At 69.5% G+C, this 23800-nt stretch carries 20 protein-coding genes and 1 pseudogene; 9 read left to right on the forward strand and 12 right to left on the reverse strand.

Going from position 1 to position 23800, the window contains the following annotated elements; genetic code table 11:
* Both FHX82_RS34950 and FHX82_RS34955 read right to left on the reverse strand, forming a co-directional pair.
* A partial coding sequence (locus tag FHX82_RS34950) for a cbb3-type cytochrome c oxidase subunit I (protein WP_311733437.1) occupies positions 1–388 on the reverse strand: 388 nt, incomplete at its 3' end.
* Entirely contained in the window at positions 385–1008 is a 624-nt protein-coding gene (locus tag FHX82_RS34955) for a cytochrome c oxidase subunit II (RefSeq protein WP_229880226.1), read from the reverse strand. The genes FHX82_RS34950 and FHX82_RS34955, both read right to left, overlap by 4 nt.
* A 135-nt stretch (positions 1009–1143) precedes the next feature.
* Between FHX82_RS34955 and FHX82_RS34960 the strand changes: the two genes are divergently transcribed.
* From FHX82_RS34960 to FHX82_RS34995, 7 genes are all read left to right on the forward strand, one after another.
* A complete protein-coding gene (locus FHX82_RS34960; protein ID WP_145933607.1) occupies positions 1144–1440 on the forward strand; it encodes a hypothetical protein in 297 nt (98 codons plus the stop codon).
* Positions 1441–1443: 3 nt separating this feature from the next.
* Complete coding sequence (gene fdh, locus FHX82_RS34970) at positions 1444–4725, forward strand: formate dehydrogenase (RefSeq protein WP_191303878.1); 3282 nt, start codon at positions 1444–1446, stop codon at positions 4723–4725.
* Position 4726: 1 nt separating this feature from the next.
* A complete protein-coding gene (locus tag FHX82_RS34975) occupies positions 4727–5611 on the forward strand; it encodes a 4Fe-4S dicluster domain-containing protein (RefSeq protein ID WP_145933610.1) in 885 nt (294 codons plus the stop codon).
* Positions 5608–6579: an NrfD/PsrC family molybdoenzyme membrane anchor subunit gene (nrfD, locus tag FHX82_RS34980; protein WP_145933611.1), complete on the forward strand. Its 972-nt coding sequence runs from the start codon at positions 5608–5610 to the stop codon at positions 6577–6579. The genes FHX82_RS34975 and nrfD overlap by 4 nt, the downstream gene beginning before the upstream one ends.
* 145 nt (positions 6580–6724) lie before the next feature.
* Positions 6725–7942 carry a cation:proton antiporter gene (locus tag FHX82_RS34985; RefSeq protein WP_145933612.1) on the forward strand — a complete coding sequence of 406 codons (1218 nt, stop codon included), beginning with the start codon at positions 6725–6727 and terminating at the stop codon, positions 7940–7942.
* Positions 7943–7981: 39 nt separating this feature from the next.
* The gene (locus FHX82_RS34990; RefSeq protein ID WP_145933613.1) at positions 7982–8422 is read left to right on the forward strand and encodes a CBS domain-containing protein; all 441 of its coding nucleotides are present in this window, start codon (positions 7982–7984) and stop codon (positions 8420–8422) included.
* Positions 8423–8435: 13 nt separating this feature from the next.
* Positions 8436–9728: an ArsB/NhaD family transporter gene (locus tag FHX82_RS34995; protein ID WP_145933614.1), complete on the forward strand. Its 1293-nt coding sequence runs from the start codon at positions 8436–8438 to the stop codon at positions 9726–9728.
* 256 nt (positions 9729–9984) lie between these two features.
* Here the strand turns inward: FHX82_RS34995 and FHX82_RS35000 are convergent, their stop codons facing one another.
* The gene (locus FHX82_RS35000) at positions 9985–10845 is read right to left on the reverse strand and encodes a LysR family transcriptional regulator (protein WP_145933615.1); all 861 of its coding nucleotides are present in this window, start codon (positions 10843–10845) and stop codon (positions 9985–9987) included.
* A 68-nt stretch (positions 10846–10913) separates the two neighbouring features.
* Here FHX82_RS35000 and FHX82_RS35005 point away from each other — a divergent pair, with 68 nt between their 5' ends.
* Complete coding sequence (locus tag FHX82_RS35005) at positions 10914–11918, forward strand: EamA family transporter (protein ID WP_229880225.1); 1005 nt, start codon at positions 10914–10916, stop codon at positions 11916–11918.
* An 80-nt stretch (positions 11919–11998) separates the two neighbouring features.
* On the opposite strand, the pseudogene FHX82_RS38135 reads toward FHX82_RS35005, so the two are convergent.
* The 5 genes and pseudogenes from FHX82_RS38135 to FHX82_RS35030 all read right to left on the reverse strand — a co-directional run.
* A pseudogene (locus tag FHX82_RS38135) lies at positions 11999–12113 on the reverse strand (transposase family protein); the annotation flags it as partial.
* A gap of 46 nt (positions 12114–12159) precedes the next feature.
* The gene (locus FHX82_RS35015) at positions 12160–13131 is read right to left on the reverse strand and encodes an alpha/beta fold hydrolase (protein ID WP_308431532.1); all 972 of its coding nucleotides are present in this window, start codon (positions 13129–13131) and stop codon (positions 12160–12162) included.
* Complete coding sequence (locus tag FHX82_RS35020; RefSeq protein ID WP_145933616.1) at positions 13128–15347, reverse strand: alpha-N-acetylglucosaminidase; 2220 nt, start codon at positions 15345–15347, stop codon at positions 13128–13130. The genes FHX82_RS35015 and FHX82_RS35020 overlap by 4 nt, the downstream gene beginning before the upstream one ends.
* Positions 15344–15910: an MFS transporter gene (locus FHX82_RS35025; protein ID WP_145933617.1), complete on the reverse strand. Its 567-nt coding sequence runs from the start codon at positions 15908–15910 to the stop codon at positions 15344–15346. Before FHX82_RS35025 ends, FHX82_RS35020 begins: the two co-directional genes overlap by 4 nt.
* The gene (locus FHX82_RS35030) at positions 15799–16584 is read right to left on the reverse strand and encodes an MFS transporter (RefSeq protein WP_261377134.1); all 786 of its coding nucleotides are present in this window, start codon (positions 16582–16584) and stop codon (positions 15799–15801) included. The genes FHX82_RS35025 and FHX82_RS35030 overlap by 112 nt, the downstream gene beginning before the upstream one ends.
* A gap of 349 nt (positions 16585–16933) precedes the next feature.
* On the opposite strand from FHX82_RS35030, the gene FHX82_RS35035 reads away from it, so the two are divergent.
* Entirely contained in the window at positions 16934–18514 is a 1581-nt protein-coding gene (locus tag FHX82_RS35035; RefSeq protein WP_145933619.1) for a carbamoyltransferase C-terminal domain-containing protein, read from the forward strand.
* A gap of 151 nt (positions 18515–18665) precedes the next feature.
* Here the strand turns inward: FHX82_RS35035 and rhaI are convergent, their stop codons facing one another.
* The 4 genes from rhaI to FHX82_RS35055 all read right to left on the reverse strand — a co-directional run bounded on the left by rhaI (position 18666) and on the right by FHX82_RS35055 (position 23783).
* Positions 18666–19829, reverse strand: coding sequence for an L-rhamnose isomerase (rhaI, locus tag FHX82_RS35040; protein WP_145933620.1), 1164 nt, complete (start codon positions 19827–19829; stop codon positions 18666–18668).
* A gap of 174 nt (positions 19830–20003) precedes the next feature.
* Entirely contained in the window at positions 20004–20984 is a 981-nt protein-coding gene (locus FHX82_RS35045) for a Gfo/Idh/MocA family oxidoreductase (RefSeq protein WP_183177026.1), read from the reverse strand.
* Complete coding sequence (locus FHX82_RS35050) at positions 20981–22231, reverse strand: ABC transporter substrate-binding protein (protein ID WP_145933622.1); 1251 nt, start codon at positions 22229–22231, stop codon at positions 20981–20983. Before FHX82_RS35050 ends, FHX82_RS35045 begins: the two co-directional genes overlap by 4 nt.
* A 76-nt stretch (positions 22232–22307) precedes the next feature.
* Positions 22308–23783, reverse strand: coding sequence for an ABC transporter permease (locus FHX82_RS35055; protein ID WP_183177027.1), 1476 nt, complete (start codon positions 23781–23783; stop codon positions 22308–22310).
* Positions 23784–23800 lie beyond the last annotated feature (17 nt).

Genomic DNA, 23800 nt, shown 5'->3' on the forward strand with positions numbered 1-23800 from the left:
TCAGGAAGCCCGACAGCTCCGTCGCGGCGCCGAACACGTACAGCCAGAACCCGAGCATCGTCAGCCGGGGCGCGGCCACGTTCGGTGCGCCGACCTGCAACGGCACCAGGTACAGCCCGATCGCGATCGCCAGCGGCGTGATGACGAGGTAGATCATGCCGGAGCCGTGCATCGTGAACAGCTCGTCGTAGGTCTCGTTGCTGATCCACTGTTCGTCCGGTTGCGCCAGCTTGGCCCGCATGACCAGCGCGAAGGCACCGAACGCGAAGAACAGCACCAGCGCCACGGCGGTCATCAGCAACGCGATGCGCTTGTGGTCGGTGGTGCTCAGCCAGGTCCGCGCCGGCTCCGGACGGCTGACGACCGCTCTCGGCTCGGTCGCCGTCACGCCTGTCCTCCCTGGGCCAGCCACTGCTGGTACTGCTGTGGCGACACCACCCGCACCCAGAAATGCATCTCGGTGTGGTAGGAGCCGCAGAACTCGGCGCACCGGCCGAGCCACTGACCCTCATGATCGAACGTGAGCGTCACCGCGTTGGTGTGGTCGGGAAAGGCGTCGACCTTCACCCGCAGGTCCGGGATCCAGAACGAGTGCTGGACGTCGCTGGAGCTGATGTTCAGCTGGACCGGTTCACCCGCCGGGACCACCAGCGTCGGCAGGTCGGTGTTCCGGTCGCCGCAACTGCCGGTGACCGACTTCTCCGGTTCGTGGTATTGGAAGCGCCAGCACCACTGGAAGGCATCCACGTCGACGCGCGCCGCCGGGGGTGTCGTCGCGGACTCGGGCTTCACCTGAGCGCTCAGGTCGTTGTTGGCCGAGGCACTGACGTAGGCGATGGCTCCCGCGATCGCAGCCAGCACCACGGCGTAACCGATCTCCACGACGGGGTGAGAGCTGCGGCGGCGCGTGTCACCCGACCGTTTGCGGCTCAGCAACAGTGCCAGCGCGACGGCGATCCCGACCAGCACGAAGACGATGCCCGCCACCAGCCCCTCGAAGCTGATCATGCGCTGGAATGCGTCGCGGAACTCCACGCCGGCCCTCCGGTTCGTGATCACATGCCGCACAGGACAAGTTTTGCGTAGGCCAAAGATAGCGGTGATACTGAGCATCGGCAGTGCGAGACAGGGACGGGAGAAGCGATGGCCACCCGGAAGCAGGTGCGGGACCTCCTCGCCTCGGGCCTGGACTTCGCCGAGATCGGTCGGCGGCTCGGAATTCCGCCCGGTCTCGCCCATCTCGTCGGTACCGGCCTGCCCGCGGACGGCTCGGACGCGCCGAGCCCCGAAGAGCGGCGCAGCCGCGGCCTTCCTCCCACGGCACAGGACCTGGTCAACCCCCCGCACGAGAACCCGACGAGCCGCGAAACGGTGCACCGCTGGATCGGCGAACGGGTACGCGCCGACGCGCAGATGCGCGCCGCGGGAAAGGAGAGCTGAGCGATGGGCCTGACTCGACGGATCCGCGACTGGCCGGTCTACCGGCAACTGGCCGAAAAGGATCTCACCGGCCGTGGTGCCGCGGCGAAGAGCCGGATCAGCCTGGAGCTCACCCCGCGCACCACCGGCGCGGACAAGGTCGTCAAGTCCGTCTGCCCCTACTGCGCGGTCGGTTGCGGGCAGAACGTCTACGTGGAGAACGACAAGGTCACCCAGATCGAGGGTGACCCGGACTCCCCCGTCAGCCGCGGCCGGCTGTGCCCGAAGGGCTCGGCGAGCCTGCAGCTGACCACCGGTTCGGCCCGGCAGCACCAGGTGCTCTACCGGCGGCCGTACGGCACGGAGTGGGAGCCGCTGGATCTGGACACCGCGATGGACATGATCGCCGAGCGCACCATCGCCGCGCGGGCGAAGGGCTGGCAGTGGGAGGTCGACGGGGCACGCACCCGGCGCACGCTCGGGATCGCGAGCCTCGGCGGCGCGACGCTGGACAACGAAGAGAACTACCTGATCAAGAAGTTGTTCACCGCGCTGGGCGCGGTGCAGATCGAGAACCAGGCCCGTATTTGACACTCCGCCACGGTTCCCAGTCTGGGAACCTCCTTCGGTCGCGGCGGGGCCACGACGTTCCAGCAGGACCTGCAGAACTCCGACTGCATCCTCATCGAGGGCTCGAACATGGCCGAGTGCCATCCGGTCGGGTTCCAGTGGGTGATGGAGGCCAAGGCGCGGGGCGCGAAGGTGATCCACGTCGACCCGCGGTTCACCCGGACGAGCGCACTCGCGGACATCCATGTGCCGCTGCGCGCCGGGACGGACATCGTGTTCCTCGGCGGGATCGTCAACCACGTGCTGCGCGAGGAGCGCTACTTCCGGGAGTACCTGCTCGCCTACACCAACGCGGCCACGATCATCGCCGAGGAGTTCGCCGACACCGAGGACCTCGACGGGGTCTTCTCGGGCCTGGACCGCGAGAACCGCAGCTACGACACCGAGACCTGGCAGTACGACGGCGCCGAGGTGCAGGCCGCGTCCGGCCAGCGGGACCAGGAGTGGAACCGGCGCACCGGTAAGGGCGCCTCGGTGAGCCAGGCGGGCCGCGGGGAGGCCCACGGCTCGGGCGGTGCCGAGATCCAGTCCGAGCCGCAGGTCGATCTCACGCTGGAGCACCCGCGGTGCGTGTTCCAGATCCTCAGGCGGCACTTCGCCCGCTACACCCCGGAGATGGTGGAGCAGATCTGCGGCGTTCCGCAGGACACCTTCCGGCAGGTGTGCGAGCTGCTGGCGGAGAACTCCGGACGCGAGCGCACCACGGCCTTCGCCTATGCCGTCGGGTGGACGCAGCACACCGTCGGTGTGCAGTACATCCGTACGGCGGCCATTCTGCAGACGCTGCTGGGCAACATCGGCCGGCCCGGCGGGGGCATTCTCGCGCTGCGCGGGCACGCGTCGATCCAGGGTTCGACGGACATCCCGACGCTGTTCAACCTGCTGCCCGGCTACATCCCGATGCCTCACGCGCACACGAACGAGGACCTGGACACGTTCGTGCAGGCCGAAGGCACCCGGAAGGGCTACTGGGGCAACCTGCGGTCGTACCTGGTGAGCCTGCTCAAGGCCTACTGGGGTCCCGCGGCCCGCCCGGACAACGACTTCTGCTTCGACTACCTGCCCCGGCTCACCGGCAGCCACAGCACCTACGAGACGGTGCTGGCGCAGCTGGAAGGCAAGTGCAAGGGCTACTTCCTGCTCGGCGAGAACCCGGCGGTCGGCTCGGGGAACGCGAAGATGCAGCGCCTGGGCATGGCGAACCTCGACTGGCTGGTGGTACGGGACTTCTCCCTCATCGAAAGCGCGACCTGGTGGAAGGACGGGCCGGAGATCGAAAGCGGGGAGCTGCGCACCGAGGACATCGCCACCGAGGTCTTCTTCCTGCCCGCCGCCGCGCACACCGAAAAGGACGGCAGCTTCACCAACACCCAGCGCATGCTGCAATGGCACCACCAGGCGGTCGAGCCGTCCGGCGACGCCCGCAGCGAGCTGTGGTTCACCTACCACCTCGGCCGCAAGATCCGCGAAAAGCTGCTGTCGGCGACGATGGACGAGTCCACATCGGACGAGCAGCGCGAGCGCGACCGGCCGGTGCTCGAACTGACGTGGGACTACCCCACCAAGGGCCCGCTGGACGAGCCGGAGGCCGAGGCCGTACTGGCCGAGATCAACGGCTGGAACGCCAAGGCCGAGCCGCTGTCCAGTTACGAACAGCTCAAGGACGACGGCTCGACCGCGTCCGGCTGCTGGATCTACTGTGGTGTCTACTCCGGCGGCGTCAACCAGGCCGCGCGGCGGAAGCCGGGCGGCGAGCAGAACTGGGTCGCCCCGGAGTGGGGCTGGGCCTGGCCCGCGAACCGCCGCATCCTCTACAACCGCGCCTCCGCCGACCCCGACGGCAAGCCGTGGAGCGAGCGCAAGGCGCTCGTGTGGTGGGATGCCGAGCAGGGCAAGTGGACCGGCCACGACGTGCCTGACTTCAAGGTCACGAAACCGCCGGACTTCCGGCCCGGCGAGGACGCCACCGGACCGGACGCACTGACCGGCACGGACGCGTTCATCATGCAGGCCGACGGCAAGGCGTGGCTGTACGTCCCGGCGGGGCTCACCGACGGTCCGCTGCCGACGCACTACGAACCGCAGGACTCGCCGTTCGACAACCTGCTGTATCCGCAGCAGCGCAACCCGGTCCGCCAGGTGCTGCCACACGAGCACAACCGCTTCCAGCCCAGCGGCACCGAGCCGGGCGCGGAGGTGTTCCCGTTCGTGCTCACCACCTACCGGCTCACCGAGCACCACACCGCGGGCGGGATGAGCCGCTGGCAGCCCTACCTCGCGGAGCTGCAACCGGAGTTGTTCTGCGAGATCTCGCCGGAGCTGGCGCGCGAACGCGGCCTGGAGCACCTGGGCTGGGCCACGATCGTCACCGCGCGCGCCGCGATCGAGGCGCGGGTCCTGGTCACCGACCGGGTGACGCCGCTGAAGATCCAGGGCCGGACGCTGCACCAGGTGGGGCTGCCGTACCACTGGGGCCCGAACGGGCTGACCACCGGCGACGCCGCCAACGAGCTGATCTCGCTCAGCCTGGACCCCAACAGCCACATCCAGGAGACGAAGGCCGCGGCGTGCGACATCCGGCCGGGCCGCCGCCCGCGGGGCCCGCGCCGGGTCGAGCTGGTGCGGGACTACCAGCGGCGCGCCGGGATCACCGCCGAGACCGGAACGGAGATGTGAGATGACCACGACCGATCCCGCCTCGGCCACCGGCTACCGCGACCACCCGCCGCGCATGGGGTTCTTCACCGACACCAGCGTGTGCATCGGCTGCAAGGCCTGCGAGGTCGCGTGCAAGGAGTGGAACGCCATTCCCGAGGACGGCATCGCTCTGTCCGGTATGTCCTACGACAACACCGTGGGGCTCGGTGCGGACACGTGGCGGCACGTCGCGTTCATCGAGCAACGCAAACCCCTCGCCCGGCAGGATCCCGGGCTGTACCACGACGTCGACGTGCTCGCGATGGCCGGCGCGGAGTCCTCTCCGGACTTCCGCTGGCTGATGGCCTCCGACGTGTGCAAGCACTGCACCGAAGCCGCCTGCCTGGACGTGTGTCCCACCGGCTCGCTGTTCCGCACCGAACTCGGCACCGTGGTGGTGCAGGAGGACATCTGCAACGGCTGCGGCTACTGCATCCCCGCCTGCCCCTACGGCGTCATCGACCAGCGCAAGGACGACGGCCGCGCCTGGAAGTGCACCCTGTGCTACGACCGCGTCGGCCAGGGTCAGGAACCCGCCTGCGCCAAGGCTTGCCCGACCGACTCCATCCAGTTCGGGCCGCTCGACGAGCTGCGCGAGCGCGCGCAGGGCCGCGTCCGGCAGCTGCGGGACGCCGGAGTCACCGACGCCCGCCTCTACGGCGAGGACCCCGGCGACGGCGTGGGCGGTGACGGCGCGTTCTTCCTGCTCCTGGACGAACCCGAGGTCTACGGCCTGCCCCCGGACCCCGAGGTCACCACCCGCGACCTGCCGGCGATGTGGCGGCACGTGGCCACCGCCGCCGCCACCCTCGCCGGCGGCGCACTGGCCGCGTTCCTTGGCACGACACTCGGAAGGCGGAAATGAACGCACGTCCTGGACGCGAAGCGCTCACCGGCGTCGCCACCGGCCGCCGGCGCGAACGCGGCGAGCAGCCGATGGTGCCGGATGCCGAATTCACCTCCTACTACGGCAAACCCGTCATCAACGCGCCCGTCTGGCACTCCCCCGACATCCCGGGCTACCTGTTCCTCGGCGGCCTGGCAGGAGCCTCATCGCTGCTGGGCGCCGGAGCGCAGGCCACGGACCGGAAGGCACTCGCGCTGGCGGCCAAGACCGGGGCGTTCGGCGCGATCAGCCTCTCGCTCGCCGCGCTCGTGCACGACCTCGGCCGCCCCGCCCGGTTCCTGAACATGCTGCGGGTACTGAAGGTGACCTCCCCGATGAACGTCGGCTCCTGGCTGCTCGCCGCGTACGGGCCGCTCGCCGGAGCCGCCGCGTTCTCCGCCGTGACCGGCAAGCTGCCCCGGATCGGCGCGCTGGCCACGGCCGGTTCGGCCACGCTGGGCCCCGCCGTCGCCGCCTACACCGCCGCGCTCGTCAGTGACACGGCCGTGCCCGCCTGGCACGACGGGTACCGCGAGATGCCGTACGTCTTCGTCGGTTCGGGCGCGAGTGCCGCGGGCGGTCTCGGTCTCCTCGCCGCACCCGGCCCGGAAAGCGCTCCCGCGCGGAACCTCGCCGTGCTCGGGGCCGCGCTCGAGATCGGCATGCTCAAGCGGATGGAGCACCGCCTGGGCATGGTCGCCGAGCCCTACCACACCGGCAAGGGCGGCAAGTACCTGCGCGCCGCCGAAATCCTGTCGGCCGCCGGGGTCACCGGCGCGGTGTTCGGCCGGGGCCTGGTGCGACGGTTGTCCGGAGCCGCGCTCATCGCCGCCTCCGCCGCGACCCGCTGGGGCATCTTCCACGCGGGCAGGGACTCCGCGAACGACCCGAAGTACACCGTCGTCCCGCAGCGGCAACGGCTGCGGGATCGCGCGACCTCCCGATGACGGAGTCCACTACCCGGGTGAGCTCCGCGGCGCGTTTGCACTGTGCAGGTTTTTGCGGCATCTTTACAGGCAGGAGTGCCGGGAAGTCTGGTCGGCGGCCCGTTCCGACCGGAGCGGGTTCTTCGCCGACGCCTGGAGCTCACTCGTGGTACTCGTTCTCGCGTTCGGCGTCGTCCTGCTGCTGAGCGTGTCGTTGTCCGGGCTCGCGGCCCGGACCGTGCTCTCGACCGCGCTGCTGTTCCTGCTCGCCGGGGCCCTGATCGGCCAGGGCGGCCTGGGCCTGATCACGGTCCATCCCGCGGATCCGCTGGTCACCTCGCTCGCCGACCTCGCGCTGTTCACCGTGCTGTTCACGGACGGCCAGCGTGCGAACCTGCCCGCGCTCCGGGAGAACTGGCGGCTCTCCGGCCGGGCCCTGGGCCTCGGGATGCCGCTCACGATGGCGGGCATCGCGATACCCGCGCACTTCCTCACCGGCCTCGACTGGCCCACGGCGTTCCTGCTCGGCGCGATCCTGTCCCCCACCGACCCGGTGTTCGCCTCGGCCATCGTGGGCCGCTCCGACGTCCCGTTGCGACTGCGCAGGCTGCTCAACGTCGAGTCCGGACTCAACGACGGGCTGGCACTGCCGTTCGTCCTGATCTTCCTCGCCACGGCGAGCCACGAGCACTCGCACCTGGGCATCGTCGCGCTCGAACTGGTCGGTGGCCTGGCCCTCGGCATCGTCGTGCCGCTCGTGGTCGCGCTGGCCTGGCGGTTGCGGATCCTCACCGCCGAACCGCGCCTGCAGGCACTCGGCCCGCTGGCGATCGCGGTGCTGCTCTACGCGACCTGCCACCTCACCGGCGCCAACCCCTACCTCGCGGCGTTCGCGGCCGGATCAGCGCTGGCGACCGTCGACAAGACCGCGGCCGAGTGCTTCGAGCCGTTCGGCGACCTGCTGTCCGAGATCACCAAGTTCGCCGCGCTGCTCGTCTTCGGCGCACTCATCACCGTCGACCGGCTCTCGCACCTCACCTTCGGCGGCTGGGGCCTCGCGGTGCTGGCGATCCTGCTCGTCCGCCCGGCCGCTCTGCTGCTGTCGTTGCTGCGCACCCCGTTGACCCGGCAGGAGCGAGTGACCGCCGCATGGTTCGGCCCGAAGGGATTCGCGTCGGTGGTGTACGGCCTGCTGGCGCTGCAGTCCGGCATCCCCGGCAGCGAGACCGTGTTCGACCTCGTGGCGGTCACCATCGCGCTGTCGATCGTGCTGCACTCCTCGACCGATGTGCCCGTGGCCCGCGCGCTCCGGGTCGAGCCGCCCGACAACCTGCCCGGGGGCCGTACCGGCAGCGACGACCTCCAGGCGAACGAAAGGAGCTGAACGTGCCGCAGGCTTGGCCGCGGGCAATACTCTGGACTCATGCACGCGAAGCAGATGGCCGAGGAGTTCCCGGCCGTCGACATCGACTCGGACGCGCTGGCCGCGGCCCGGCTGCTGGCCGAGCACGGGCTGCAGGGCCTCGTCGTCACCAAGGGGCCGGGCTGCCCGCACGCCGTCCTGCCCGCGGCCTCGGTCGTGGCGTTCCTGGTACCGCGCTACATCCAGGACGACCCTTCCCTGGCGGGCGTGCTGTCGGAGTCGGCCGCCGACCGGATCGCGGAGAAACTCGCCGGCCGCACGGTCCGGGAGCTGCTGCCCGACCACCCGCCGGAGCTGCCGGTGGTCCAGAGCGACGACACCGTCGTCGAAGTCGCGGCCACGATGGCCCGGTTGCGCTGCCCGCTGGTCGCCGTCCTCGAATCCGGCGAGCTCATCGGAGTGATCACCGCACCCCGGCTGCTGGAGCACGCCCTGCGCTGACCGGAGGGGCGCGGTGAGCGCGGCGATCGCGATCGCCGTCTTCGTGGTGGCTTACGCGTTCATCGCGACCGAGAAGATCCCCAAGATGGTGGCCGCGCTGGTCGGGGCAGGCGTCATCCTGGCCATCGGGGTCGTGGGTTCGGACGAGGCGTTCTACTCCCGGGACACCGGGATCGACTGGGACGTCATCTTCCTGCTGCTCGGCATGATGATCATCGTCGGCATCCTGCGCAAGACCGGCGTGTTCGAGTACACCGCCATCTGGGCCGCGAAACGCGCCCAGGGTTCCCCGCTGCGAGTCCTGCTCCTCCTCGTCCTGATCACCGCGCTCGCCTCCGCCTTCCTCGACAACGTCACCACCGTGCTGCTCATCGCCCCGGTCACGCTGCTGGTGTGCGACCGGCTCGACACCAGCCCGGTCGCGTTCCTCATCGCCGAGGTGTTCGCGTCCAACATCGGCGGCGCGGCGACGCTCATCGGGGACCCGCCGAACATCATCATCGGCAGCCGCGGGGGCCTGACCTTCAACGACTTCCTGGTCAACGTCGCCCCGATCGTGCTACTCGAAGTCGCCGCGCTCGCCCTGGTGCTGCCCTGGCTCTTCCGCGGCTCCTTCACCACCGACCCCGCCCGTGCCGCCGAGATCATGGCTCTCGACGAACGCGAGGCCATCCGGGACCCGAAACTGCTGATCAAGAGCGGCGTCGTGCTCGCCGCGGTCTTCACCGGTTTCGTCGGCCACTCGGTCTTCCACCTCGCACCGTCGGTCGTCGCGCTCGTCGGCGCGGGTCTGCTGGTCCTGATCTCCGGCACGCGGCCGGACGAGTACCTGGCCGGGGTCGAATGGGAAACGCTGCTGTTCTTCGCCGGGCTGTTCGTGATGATCGGAGCACTCATCCACACCGGGGTGATCGACCACCTCGCCCGGCTCGCCGCCGACGCCACCGGCGGCAACGCCCTCCTCGCGACGATGCTGATCCTGTTCGTCTCCGCGCTGCTGTCCGGCGTCGTCGACAACATCCCTTACGTGGCCACGATGAGCCCCCTGGTCGCCGGGCTCGCCGCCGACCTGCCGAACCAGACCCACGCCCAGGCCCTGTGGTGGTCGCTCGCCCTGGGCGCGGACTTCGGCGGCAACCTCACCGCCATCGGCGCCAGCGCGAACGTGGTGGTGCTCGGCATCGCGCTGCGGGCCGGTCACCCCATCTCGTTCTGGGAGTTCACCCGCAAGGGTGCCGTGGTCACCGCAGTCACCGTTCTGCTGGCCGCGCCTTACTTGTGGCTGCGGTACCACGTTCTGGCCTGACAACTGTCGCACTGTGCTCATGCGTCATGGGTCGCCGGGACCGGGCTGCCGTGGCGAAGCAGTCCGGTCCCGGCGTGGGGCGCTGCCGTCAGTGTCCCCATCGGAAGCAGCGCTCGAACCAGATGATTCCCGAGAGTTCGCCGCCCGCACCTGACGATTTCCTGACGTCCACGGCGGCGCCGTCCCGGAGGTGGCTGCTCCGCGTCCTGCCCGCGAAGTCCGGCCCCCTCGGCGCAGCGGCTGGCGGGACAGGACACTAGTTCGTCGCGTACAGCTGGGTGACCGCGTCGACCAGGTCACTCAAACCGTGCGCTTGGTGGCCGCGCCACCACGCGAGCCGCACGGGAATCCGGGGACCGTCCTTGATCGGCCGGTAGCTCACCCCCGGGCGCGGGTGGTGGTGCGCGGTGGCCTCGGCAGTGGTTCCCACGCCGCGCCCGGCGGCAATGGCGTCGAGCCAGCTGTCGACGTCGTTCGACTCGACGAATTGCGGGGTTTGCTCGGCCCCCTGCCAGAGGCGGCCGCTGGTGGTCCCGGCCCGGGGATCGATGATGACAGTGCGGCCGGCGATCTCGGCCATGCTCAGCCGGCGCCGGCGCGCCCATTGCGGATCGTCGGAGGCGAACGCGACCAGCCGGCGTTCCAGCCCGACCACGAGCGAGTCGAACTGCTTCTCGTCGACCGGCCTCCGCACGATCGCCACGTCGCACACGCCCTCGGCCAGGCCGGCCGTAGGCGAGTTGTGCCGGACCAGCTCCAGTTCGATCGCATCATGCCGCTGAGCCCAGTTCCGTTGCAGGCGCGCGGTGTGCTTTCCCAGCGCCGCCCACGCGTACCCCAGCCGCAGGACGCCGTGCCGGGAGCTCAGGAACTCGGTGAACCTCTCCGCCTCGGCCAGCACCCGCCGGGCATGGGGCAGGAGCAGTTGCCCGGTACTGGTGAGCTCACACCCTTGAGGCACCCGCCACAAGAGCCTGTCGCCGACAGTCTTCTCCAAGGCCGCGATCGTGCGCGAAACCGCTGCCTGCGAGACGAACAACCGCGCCGCGGCTTCCGTGAACGACCCCGCCTCGGCGGCCGCGACGAAAAACCGCAGCTCTCGAAGACTCCATTCCATAACCGAAGCGTATGGCAGGGCCGGAACATGCACTAGGTCATGAACGGGTGCGGACCTACCGTCGTCGTATGGACACCCGCTGCAGGACACGTGCGCACCACGCGCCCGCCGGGCGGCAGCTCTCCGCCGCGACGGCGACTCCGGGCCAGCGCGGCACTGGTATCGCGATGATGCTCGCCAGCTCCGTGTCGAACCAGGCCGGCGCCGCACTGGGGGCGATGGCGTTCCCGGCCATCGGTCCGGTCGGCGTTGTCGCCGTCCGTCAGTTCGTGACCGCACTCGTCTTGACGCCGATCGTGCGGCCAAGGCTCCGCGGACTGCGCGGCGACCAGTGGCGGCCGATTCTCGGCCTGGTGCTCGTGTTCAGCGTGATGAACCTCAGCCTGTACACGGCGGTCGAGCGCATCGGGCTGGGCTTGGCCGTCACCCTCGAGTTCCTCGGCCCGCTCACCGTCGCCATCGCCAGCTCGCGACGGGCGCTCGACATCGCCTGCGCCGTTCTGGCCGGAGCCGGCGTCGTGGTGCTGACCGATCCGGGCCCGACCTCCGACGTCGTCGGCATCGCACTGGCTCTCCTCGCGGCGCTGGCCTGGGGTTCTTACGTCCTGCTCAACCGCACGCTCGGCCAGCGCCTTCCCGGGTTGCAAGGAACCGCGGTGGCCGGCCTCGTCACCTCGGCCGCCTGGGCACCGATCGCAGTGGTCTGGTTCGCGTTCCACACCCCCACCGCGGCGGCCATGGCACTCGCTGTCGCGTGCGGGTTGTTGTCCTCGATCGTGCCCTACGTCACCGACCTGCTCGCCCTGCGGCGGGTGCCCGCCCAGATGTTCGGCACCTTCACCAGCGTCAACCCGGTCTGGGCGGCACTGGCGGGCTGGCTCCTGCTCCACCAGGCGCTCCACCTCGACGAATGGATCGGCATCGGGTTGATCGTCGTCAGCAACGTGGTCGTGTCCGCGCCAGGATTCGCCGCGTCCCAGCGACAGGTGCGAGCCAAGCCGCCTCAGGATGCCCAGAACGAAGGCCAGGCAAGTTCACGCCCCGACTTGCCGGCACTGCCGGAGTCGCGGTAGACGGTGCAGTCGTTGCGGTTGCCGGGTGGTGGGTCGCGGTGGCGATGACCAGGCGAGTGCCGAGGTCGATCCGGCGAGATCCCGAACAGCGCCGATCTGGCGCATGGTCAGGTTCGTCCGCCAATACACTGCTACCAGCAGCACCCGGTCGGCCAGCGGCAACGCCCACTGCCTCTCCGGTCGCCCATCTGCGATCCGGATTGGCGCGGGGCGATCAGGGTGGAATTTCGCGTCGAAGGAATCAGGCCCTGGTGGCGTTCGCCGCGATGGCGTCGGCGATCCGGGTCCACGCGGCCTCGGGCAGGTCGTGTCCCATGCCCGGGATCACCAGCAACTCGGCGCCGGGGACCGCTTCAGCCGTGGCGCGTCCACCGCTCACCCCGACCAGCGGATCGCTGTCGCCGTGGATGACAACAGTCGGAACGTCGACAGCACGCAGGTCCTCGGTGCGGTCCTCAGCGGTCGCGTTGGCCGCGATCTGGCGGAACGTTCCGGCCGGGTGGAAGGCGCGGTCGTACTTGGCGGCGGCGCGGCGCGCCAGCTCCTCGTCCGCGGTCTCCAGGCCGGGCGAGCCGATGAGCCGGTAAAGAGCGACCTCCGCGGCGATGGCCGCCTCGCGGTCGGCACCGGGCACGGGCACCGCGGCGGCGGGGTTGTCGAGGCTGGTTCCGCCGACGGCGGGATCGCTCGTGGTCGACATGATCGAGGCGAGGCTGGCCACCCTTTCGGGACTGTCGATGGCGAGTTGTTGCGCGATACCGCCACCCATCGAGGCGCCCACCAGATGGACACGGGGCAGGTCAAGAGTGTCGAGCAGGCCGGCGGTATCGGCCACCAGGTCGGAAAACCGGTAGCGCGCGGTGGAGAGATCGCCCGCGAGCAGCCGGTTCAGGTCGACATCGCCGAGCTCGTCGAACCAGGTGGACAGGCCGACGTCGCGGTTGTCGAACCGGATCACGTGGAAGCCACGTGCTGCGAGGAGCTCGCAGAACCCGTCGGGCCACCCGAGGAGTTGTTCTCCCACACCGTGGATCAGCAGCATCGCTGGATCAGCGGGATCGCCGGTTGTTTCGTAGCAGAGCTCGATGTTGTTGGAGCGCGCGAAAGGCATGTCAGTTCCTTTGTCCAAAGTATTCGGCGGTGAAGGGGTAATGGCGCGAATGCCGAAGCCGCCGTCCTTGCCGGTCGTCCGCGATGCCTGATCTCCCCTCATGCTGCCCGGAGGATCCGGACCGCGAGATCGAGGACGACGGACGCCGCGGCGCGGACGTCACCCTGGGGGCGGTGCGGGTGGATGGTGTCCGCCCGGTTCCACCGATCTGCGTGCACGTACCAATCGACCGGATTCGTCGGCTCGCCGACGAGGGTCGCGCGGACCTCGCTGAGCCACCGCGCCCAGCGGGAGCGGTAGTAGTCGCCCACGAGACCGGCCCAGGACCGGTTCGCGTACTCGGCCAGAACCGTCGAGTCTTCGTATCCCCAGGAAGTCAGGATTCGCTTGGCCTCCATGACGAGGTAGCCGCGTTCGTCCTCCGTACCACCCCACGCGCGGGCGTCGGCCAGCCAGCGGCCGAGCAGGAAATGCTCGTTCGTGCCGAGCACGGCGTCCTGCGCGTCGATCAGGTCGAGCAGGCGCCGCACGGCCGTGTCGTAGGCCTGGAGGTCGCACGCCCGTGCCGCGGCCTCGATCTGGCGCAGCGCCGTCCGGGCAACATCGTCCGCCACCTGGCGCGCCAGATCGACCAGGTCATAGGACAACCCCGGGGTGTCCAGCCGCTCCGCGGCGTCGAGCAACGCCCGCAGCGCCGGGATCAGGGCGCCGTCCGGATACGCGGCCGCGCGCGGACCCACCAGGCTGGCCTGATTCGCGTCCAGGCTCGGCACGGCCGCGATCACCGAGTCGGTGCTGGCGTACGGCGACGCGACTTCGGACATGGCGTCCGCCAGCTGGTCGATCATCGCCGAGAAGGCGGGCACACCACGAACATCCGCGGCGTCGACCGGCAGACCAGCCAACGCCTGCGCGGTCTCGGCGGGCAGGCGCCCGCTCTTGTCGTGCCGCCACGGTCCGTAGGCCGTCCGCAGCAAGACCCGCCACGCCTCGTCGGCCCGCGCGTCGGCCGCGCCGTACCGGGACGTGGTCCACTCGCGCACCCACGCGCCGAGGTCCACGGGCTCCGTCGCCCAGGTGAGGTCGTGGAACAGGTCCCACAGCACCGGGTTGTTCGCCACGCCTTCAGCCATGTCGGCGAGTCCGACCAGCCCGGGTGGCCGGGTGCGGTCCCGCCAGCGGCGTGGGAGGGCGGCGACGTCCGCCAGGTCACCGTAGAGCGTGGTCCGGCCGCCGTAGTTGGGCAGGATACCGAGCACCCAGTCCGGCCCGCCGAACCCATCTTCGCGGTGGTCCTCACCGGTGAGGTCGATGACCAGGACGCGGTCGGTCCCGACGGCCTCGAGCAACTCGCGACGCGGGTTACCGCCCCAGGCCTGCATGACCCACGTGGCGCCCGGGTCGGCGGCCGTCATCGCCCGCCGCACGCCGCGCGCCGCCGCACCGAGGTCGGTGCCTCCGGTGTGCCCACCCTCGTGGACCAGGTCCACCGCCCACATTCCGGTGGCGCCGAACGCGGCACGCTGCTCGGCGTAGAACATCGCCGCGACCGCGGCGTAGGCGTCGGTGGTCGAGTCGAGCCAGTCGGGCCGCACCGGCCCCACGACGTCCTTGAACCAGCGGCCTTGGGGAACCGTCCTGGCACCGGCCCAGTGCGCGGTGAAGCCAGGCGGCACCGTGCCGCTGAACCCCGGCAGCACCGGGACGATGTCGAGCGCCCGCATCCGCTCGATCACCCGCCGCGCCAGCGCGGCCCGATCGTGGACGAGGGTCCTGGTCGTGCCGCGGCCGAAGCTCTGAATGTTGTTCAGCCACAGCCACGGTTGGTGCGACGGCGGTCCAAGCCACCGCAAGAGCTCCTCCTCCTCGTACCCGCACCGCAGGAAAGTTTCGAGGTACACCAGTTCCTGGCCGACCGTGAGGTGCGCCGCGGTCACCCCGGCGGCCGCCAGCAGATCGATCTCGTGTTCCCACTGCGCCCAGTCGTAGTACGGCGTCGTGTATCCGCCGACGGTCAGGTTGTAGGCGATCCGGCGGCCGATCGCCGCGTTCCCGGAAACCTCCGCGCCGTCCGGCAGGTCGCGGTCGACCGGCCGGGTCCCGAGCCGCGACACGTGGGCCACACCGGTCCGGCGGGCGTATGCCGCGTAGCCGGCGACCGCCGCGCCGGCACCGGACGCGGTGACGGTCAGCACGCCACCGGCGGATCGGACCCGGAATCCGTCGTCGACCTCCGGGGCGAGGCGGACCCGGACGGCAGACGCGGGCAACCCGCTGAGCCTGCGGATCGCGGCATCGGCGGGCTTGCTCCCGGTCATGCGATCTCCCCACGGGCAGGGCGCTCGGACACGACAACCGGACGGACCCGCAGGACCGCGACGGACCCGAGCAGGGCAATGGCACCGCCGATGAGGAACAGCGCCGGATAGCCGCCGAGGGTCGTCACCGCGAGCGACGCGACGAACGGGGCGACAACCTGGGGTGCGGTCAGTGCGATGTGGAACACGCCGAGGTCGCGGCCACCGTCACCGCTTTCCGGCAGCACCAGGGTGGCCAGCGCCAGATCGACCCCGAGGTAGAGGCCCAGCGCGAGCCCGCTCAGCGCGGTGCAGACCAGGAACCCCGTCCACGTCGGCCATCCCAGCGGCACTAGCAAGGCCACCGACAGCAGCACCGACGACGCGAGCACGAAGCCACGATGCCTTCCGTAGCGGTCCACCAGCGGGCCGGCGACGGCCGTGCCCACCGTGACGAACACCAGGCTGATCGTCAGTGCGGTGGCCACGCCGTCGGCCGCGGTCGACCCGGGCGGCGGATCGATGAAGTCCTGCAGGATGTAGAGGCTGAACCCGTTGACCATGGTGTAGCCCAGGTAGAGCACCGCCCGGGAGAGAAAACCCAGCGATAGTCGCGAAACCGGAGGCTCGCGAACGTCCTTCGCAAGTCCGCGCGCACGGTCCGCAGCTCACCCGGCGAAGCGTGCCGCGCTTCCCGAGCCAGCCACGCCGAGACCGCGGCGGCGAGCGCGAAAGCCACCGCCAGCACCACGTAGCCGAGCAGTACGGAGTCCACCAAAAACGCGCCGAGCTGAACTCCAAGCACACTCCCGACCGGCAGGCCCAGACCTTGCACGGTACTGGCAAGGCCATGGCGGCGCGGCGGGATCCGATCCGGGATCATCGCCAGGACCACGTTGAGCCCGACGTTCACGGTGCCCTGGACCAGGAACCAGCCCACGAGCAGTCCGGCGACCGAGCCCGCGGCGCCGAGCAGCAGCAACGAAGCCGCCGTCGCCAGGCCCCCGAACAGGATCCACGGCGTCCGCCGTCCCCAGCGGCTGCGCGTGCGGTCCGAAAGCAACCCCACGACCGGCGGCACCGCCAGCGACGCGATCGCGCTGACGCCGGTTACGAGGGCCAGCGCGGAAGGCGCCCCGTCCCCGGCGACGAGCCGGACCTGGCTCGGCAACAGCACCGACAAGACGCCGCCAATGGCGGCGTAGCCGAAGACGTTGATCACGAACATCGACGCCAGCAACGGCCCGATGCGGGTCACGGCTTCGTTCGGCCGCGCATGTCGTAAAGGCATGTCAGTGTCCAAAAGCTCGGGTTCGGGAGGTGGCCCGGCGCTCGTGCACAACGTCTGTGTCGTCGAGCAGGACCGACACGAAACCGCGCCCTTCGGATACCGAACGTTCTCCTCTTTCAACAATGGCATGAGCGATGCCGCAACGTCAAGACTGAACGTTCTAGTCACCCAAGAGCCACCATGCCGACCCCGCCCCGACGGCGCGAACTCGTGTGCGGCGACGGAAAAACCGAGGTGCACAGCCTGCTACCTGAACCGGTATGCTCTGTATCGATCGCTACATCCAGGTGTCTCACACTTCCCTTGAGGGCGGCACATGCGGATCCTTTCCTTCAAACCCGGGCACGACGGCGCCGTCGCGTTCCTCGACGAGGGCCGGCTGGTGTTTTCCCTGGAGAGCGAGAAGGACTCCTACCCCCGATACGGCGACATCACCCCCGCCGTGGTCGCCGAGGCCATGGAACTCTGCGACGCTCTGCCGGACGTCATCTGCCTCGGTGGCTGGGTCAAGGGCTACAACGTCAACGAGCGTCCCATCGGCGCCGGCTACTACGGCTGGCAGGACAACAGCGTCCGGCACGGCACCACCAAGGTGTTCGGCAAGCAGGTCAAGACGTTCACGTCGAGCCACGAACGATCCCACCTGATGTCCGCCTACGGCATGTCGCCCTTCGTGAACGAACGGCCGTGCTACGGACTGGTGTGGGAAGGCTACATCGGCTCCTTCTACGAATACGGCCCCCGCGGCGAGGTCACTCTGATCCAGGAAGTGATGCGGGAAGCCGGGATCAAGTACCAGTACCTGTTCTCGCTCGCCGATCCGACCACGACGACCGACTTCGGCGGCTTCCGGTTCTCCAACGCGGGCAAGTTGATGGCGCTGGCGGCCTTCGGCGCGCCGGACCGGGTGGGACCGGAGGGCAGAGCGCTCATCGAGTTCATCCTCGACCAGCGGGACATCCTGCAGACGGTGCCGAAGGCGAACCTCGCCGACTCCCCCTACCACGACATCGGCGTGCGTTCTCCCGAGTTCACAGACCTGGCCGCGGCACATTCCCAGCGGATCTTCGAACAGTTCCACGACGTCGCCGCACGGAAACTGACGAAGGGCTACCCCTTGATCATCTCCGGGGGCTGCGGCCTCAACTGTGATTGGAACAGCCAGTGGCGGGAGAGTGGACTGTTCGAAGACGTCTTCATCCCCCCGGTTCCCAACGACGCCGGCTCCGCGCTCGGCACCGCCGTGGACGCGCAGCGCCACTTCACCGGCGACGCGCGGATCGAATGGGACCCCTACGCCGGCGCGGAATTCCGCCACGACCTCGACCGGCCGGGCGCCCGGTTCGAACACGATCCGTCCGGCCTGGACGGAGCCGCCCGGGTGCTGGCCGACGGCGGGATCATCGCCTGGGTGCAAGGCCGGTGCGAGATCGGGCCCCGCGCACTGGGGAACCGGTCGATCCTCGCGTCCGCGAGCGTGCCCGACATGCAGGCGCGGCTGAACCACGTCAAGGGCCGCGAAGACTACCGGCCCATCGCCCCGGTGTGCCGGGCCGAAGACGTCGAGGAGTTCTTCCACTGGTCCGCGCCCAGCCCGTACATGTTGCATTTCCAGAAAGTTCGGGATCCCCGGCGATTGCCCGCGGTGACCCATGTCGACGGCACGGCACGCACCCAGACGGTCACCGCCGAGGAGAACGCCGCCCTGCACGACTTGCTGGGCCGGTTCGGGACACTGTCCGGAGTACCCGTGCTGTGCAACACGTCCCTGAACTTCAACGGGACCGGCTTCATCAACCGCACCTCGGACCTGGTCGACTACGTACTGACCCGGGACTTGGCCGGGTTCTGGCTCGACGGCTCCTTCTACCGGACACGGAAGACCGGCAACAGGTAGGAGTCGCGACACAGGTGGAGCCGGCAAAACGCCCGAGCGGACCGAAAACCCGCATCATCGCTCCCCCGGTCGCTGCGGCAACGGTGTCGATCCGGTGGCAGGCGTCTTCCGGCCCCAGCCGGAACCCGCTCAACGTCCCGGCCAAGTACACCTAAGCGCCCCAGCCGGCCTGGGTGCCGCCGACGCGGTCGGCGACGATGCCGGCGGCGTAGCCCGAGTCCGCATAGGCGCGCATGGGGTCCTCGGGGAGACCCCGGGACGCGCGCCACTCGGCGAGGGCGGGGCGCACATCCGTCTGGAAGGCGTCCATCAGGATGGTGTTGGCAGTGAGCACGTCGCCGACGGCCTGAGCCGCCGACAGCGCGTCGCGATCGACGAGAAGGGCTCGCGCCGTCATCTCCTGCACGTTGAGCACGCTGCGGATCTGCCCGGGGATCTTGTCTTCGATGTTGTGGCACTGGTCGAGCATGAACACGGTGCCGGGGCCGGCGTAGCCGCCGCCACGGATGACCTCGACGAGGATGCGGAACAGCTGGAAGGGGTCTGCCGCCCCGACGATGAGGTCGTCATCGGCGTAGAAGCGGCTGTTGAAGTCGAAAGCGCCGAGTTTCCCGAGCCGCAGCAGCTGCATCACGATGAACTCGATGTTGGTGCCCGGGGCGTGGTGACCGGTGTCGAGACAGACCATCGCCTTCGGCCCGAGCGCGGTGACCTGGGCGTAGCTGGTGCCCCAGTCGGGAACGTCGGTGTGGTAGAACGCGGGCTCGAAGAACTTGTACTCCAGCACCATGCGCTGGTCACCGCCCAGACGCGCGTAGATCTTCTCCAGCGAGTCGGCGAGGCGGTCCTGGCGGGCGCGCATGTCGTCCTGGCCGGGGTAGTTGGTGCCGTCCGCGAGCCAGATCTTCAGGTCGCGAGACCCGGTCTGGTCCATGATGTCGATGCACTCGAAGTGGTGATCGATCGCCTTCTGCCTGATCCGGTCATCGGAGTGCGTGACCGAGCCGAGCTTGTAGTCCTCGTCCTGGAACGTGTTCGAGTTGATCGTGCCCAGCGTCACGCCGTTCTCCTCGGCGTGCTTCGCCAGCGCGCCGTAGTCCTCGACCCTGTCCCACGGGATGTGCAGCGCCACCGTCGGCGCCAGCCCGGTGTGCTTGTGCACCTGCGCCGCATCGGCGACCTTCTCGAACGGATTCCGTGGCACCCCCCGCTGCGGGAACACGCGGAACCGCGTACCTGAGTTGCCGAACGCCCACGAGGGCAGCTCGATGGCGAGCTTCGAAAGCCGGTCGGCGACCGGGCTGAGGATGGTCATGCGCATCTCCGTGTGAATCGTTTCGGTGGAAGATCGAGCGTGGGACGTGAAGCGCGTCTCTTCGAGGCGATGAGGTAAAGAGGTCGAGCGAAAGCACCAGGACCGCGCTGCCGGCCCAGCCGATCACCTGCAGGATGACGCCGGTCATCGATCACCCGGAGACCGGCTCCCCGATCACCCGTGACGAAGTACCGCCCACGACGGCTCGAGCCGATGCCAGATGAGTTCGGTGGTCTCGAGAGTCCGCGCGGCACTCTCCAGATCGGACCGATTGTCGGCGAGGCCCGCCACCACGTCCCGGAAATGGTGCAGGGCGGGGACGAACCCCAGCACGGTCCAGCTGGAGTTCGACGACGTCGGCAGGGTGTAGTTGGGGCGCCGGACCTCCGCCGGACGATCGGCCGGGCGATACGTGCAGGTGTCGACGTTGTCGACCTGCACGGCGTCCCCTTGCCCGTAGACCTCGACGAACTCACCCCGGTGCGTGAAGGAGGCCGTCGTGCAGAAGTCGAACGAGCAGGCCGCACCTCCCTCGGCCCGGGCGACGACACTCACGCTGAGGCCGACGGCCGGCACGACGTTCAGGACGGCGGAGATCTCGTCCAGCTCACCCACGAGGTACCGCGCGAGATCGATCATGTGTACCGGGTTGTCGATCAGGTAGTGGCGAAGATCGGCGAGGTACTCGTCGAAGCGGCCCATCGCGAACGTGAAGTGCGCCAAGGAAGGCGAGCCGAATCCCGCGGAACCGATCACCTCCCGGGCACTCTGGTACGCCGGTGCGAACCGCTTCATGTAGCCGACGACGACCTCGGTCCGCGCCTCGGCGGCGAGCACGGCGAGATCCCGGAGCTCGGAAGCGCGCTGCCCGCCCGGTTTCTCGCAGAAGACGGGCATCCGGGCCTCGATGCAGCGGGCGAGGATCGGCCGGTAGGCGGCTGGTGGGACGGCCACCACCACGCCGTCGAGTCCGCCCGCCGCGAGCATGTCCTCGACCGAGGTGTGGTGCCTGCCGGCACCCCAGCGTCCGGCAGTGCTCGCCGCGGACGCCGGCGTCCTGGCGCAGACCGCGACGAGATCGAACCCGGCCTCGAGGATCGACGGGTACAGGGCGTTGTTCGCGTGCCGGCCCGCGCCCACCACACCGACCCTCACGACGCGCTGGTCCGATCCCCTTGCAGGAGCTGATCGATGCGGCTCGCGGCCTCGCCGAAGACCTCCGCCAGGCCATCCGGCTGCTCGTACGCCCGCACGATGGCCGCCGACCACAGGCTCGCGACATCGAGGTACTCCGGCATGGGAGTGGGCAGCACCCGGGCGGTCGTACGGAGGATCTCGAGGCTGTTGTCACCGAAACCGTTCCACCGGGAGGCGGCGGCGCGGAACGCGTCATCGTCCCAAGTGCTCTGCCGCGTCGGGTTCATGTTCCCCTCCAGCGCCGCCCGCGCGAGAAAGGCCGGAGAGCTGGCCCATTCGATGAACCTCCAGGCACCGGCCTTGTCGCGGGAGGCGCTGTTCATCACCAGCGACCAGGTCCACATGTTCGCCTCTCGCTCACCGCCGGGTCCCAGCGGCGGCCTGGTGTACGCGACCCGCCCGCGAACCGCCGAGCCGGCTCCCTCGAAAAAGGCGACGTAGTGGTCGGAGTCGACGATCATGCCGTACCGGCCGGCCGCGAAGTCGCGGGCGACGTCGAGCCAGTGGCCGCCGGGGAACCGCGCCGGCCCGGACGCCCTCGCCGCCGTGAGGAAGTCCCGGGTCGCGGCGAGCACTGCCGGACTGGCCAGCGCGCTGCGGCCCGCGTCGTCGAAGTCCGTCGCGCCGTACGACCACACCTGGGTCGCGTAGCCGGTGTACATCGTGTGCCAGGTGTCGGTTCCGCGCTGCGCGAATCCGCGGACGCCGGGCACGCTTTCCGCGATCCGCGCGGCAGCGGCGAAGTACTCCTCCCACGTCGCCGGCGGCTCGCTGAGACCTGCCTGCTCCAGCACGTCCGGCAGGTACGCCAGGTTGTAGGTCTCCCAGTTGACCGGGATCTCCAGCAAGGGACCGGATCCGAGGGAGTCGCCACGCCGCCCCGTCCAGCGGTTGCCGGCCAGCAGGGACGGCAGGAAGTCGTCCGGCCGGTAGTCGTCGCCGCACGAGTCGAGGTACGAGTCGAGGGGTTCGACGATGCCCTCGCCGGCGAGCTTCCACATCGAGACGGGTCCCGACATGAACACATCCGGCGCGGACTCCCCGCGAAGCCGGCTGCGCAGCGCGTCGAGCGTATTCGTGACGTAATCCGTTTCGGGAATGATCTCGAGCGCCACGGAGTCCCCCGTGAGCTCCTCGTACTCGCTGACGTGCCGCGCGAGAGTGGCGACATACGCGTCGTTGTCGGGGCCGATGAAGCGGACCACGTTCTGATGTCTCCTTCGAATGCTTCGGCATTGGTGCCGAGAGGAACGGTGGAGGGAGGTCGGTGCACGCCGGTCGTCAGACCGAGAACCGGCGGCGCGCACGTTCATGGAGTACCGCGACGATTTCGTAAAGCACGATCACGGTCACCGTCACGACGACCACGTCGGCCCAGAGCCGGGTGTAGTCGAAGGTCGAGGTGGCGGTCGTCATGGCCTCCGATATCCCGTTTCCGGTGACGAGCCACTCGGCCACCAGCGCACCGAAGAGCGCGAGCGGGATGCTGATCCGCGCCGCGTTGAGGATTCCCGGCACGGCTCCGGGGATCCTGACGAAGCGCAGAACCGCCCATCGGCCGCCGCTGTAGACGCTGACGACGTCGATCGTCGAGCGCGACCGCTCCTCGAGCGCGGTGACGATCACGATCATCGCCGGGAAGAAGACCACCAGGAGTCCGGTGACGACGATGAACGCGGCCCCTCGGCCGCAGATGGCCACGAGCAGCGGGATGAACGCGATCTGCGGCACGCACTGCGAGGCGATGAGGAGCGGGAGACCCAGCCGCAGCAGGACCGGGAAGCTCACGAGCACGCAGCCGGCAATGAACGCGGCGACCATCCCGGCCGTGAAGATCATGCCGGTGTCGCGCATCGTGAGGAGCCAGTCCGAGACCAGGGCCTCGCGGTGCGCGGCCGCAGCGCGATGGCTGGTCAGGTAGTTCAGGACGGCCACGGGGGACTTGAACACCAGCCGGCTCGCGCCGCCGAACAGGACCAGCCCCACCCAGATCACGATCAACGCGATCACCGGGGTGAGCAGCTCGATCACCGTCCGAAGAGGACCGGTGCCTGGCGCGCCCGTGGTGGCGGCCTGGCCCTCCACGGGATCCACGTGCAGCCGGCGACCGACAGCCGTGATCGCCCCGTAGAGAACACCGCCGATCAGGGTGGCGACGATGGCCACGCCCCAGGTCTGGGCGGTCTGCAACTTCTGCTGGCTCACGACGAGCGCGACTCCCAGGCCGTGGTCGGCACCGCTGAACTCTGCTACCAGCGCTCCCAGCAGCGCCCCGGGACCGGCGATGCGCATGCCGGCGATGATGTTGGGCAGAGCCGAGCGGAGCCCGACCTTCAGCAGGATCTGCAGCCGGCCGCCGCCCGCGACATGCACGATCGCGGCCGTGTCCGCCGGGGTGGCGCGAAGCCCGGCCAGGACGCCGATGAGCATCGGGAAGAACGAAAAGAGGACCGCCATCGTGATCCGTGTCGGCGGCCCGGAGCCTTCGAGGCTCGAGATGAGCGGGAGCAGCGCCGGCAGGGGAAGGCAGTAGATCGCGAGGGCGATGCGTGACACGGAACGTTCGAGGAGACCGGTCAGCGACCCCACCGCGCCGAACACGAGGCTGATCACCAGGGCGATCGCGAAGCCCTCGAGTGCCGTGACCACCGTGGGGGCGGCGTTGCCGAGGTAGTAGGAGACGTTCGAGATCAGATCGTCGATCACGCTCACCGGCGTCGGCACGGAGCCGGCAGGGAGAAGGCCCGACGCCGCCACGACCCACCACAACGCGA

Source organism: Amycolatopsis bartoniae, from assembly GCF_014191255.1.
Taxonomy (GTDB): Bacteria; Actinomycetota; Actinomycetes; order Mycobacteriales; family Pseudonocardiaceae; genus Amycolatopsis_E; species Amycolatopsis_E bartoniae.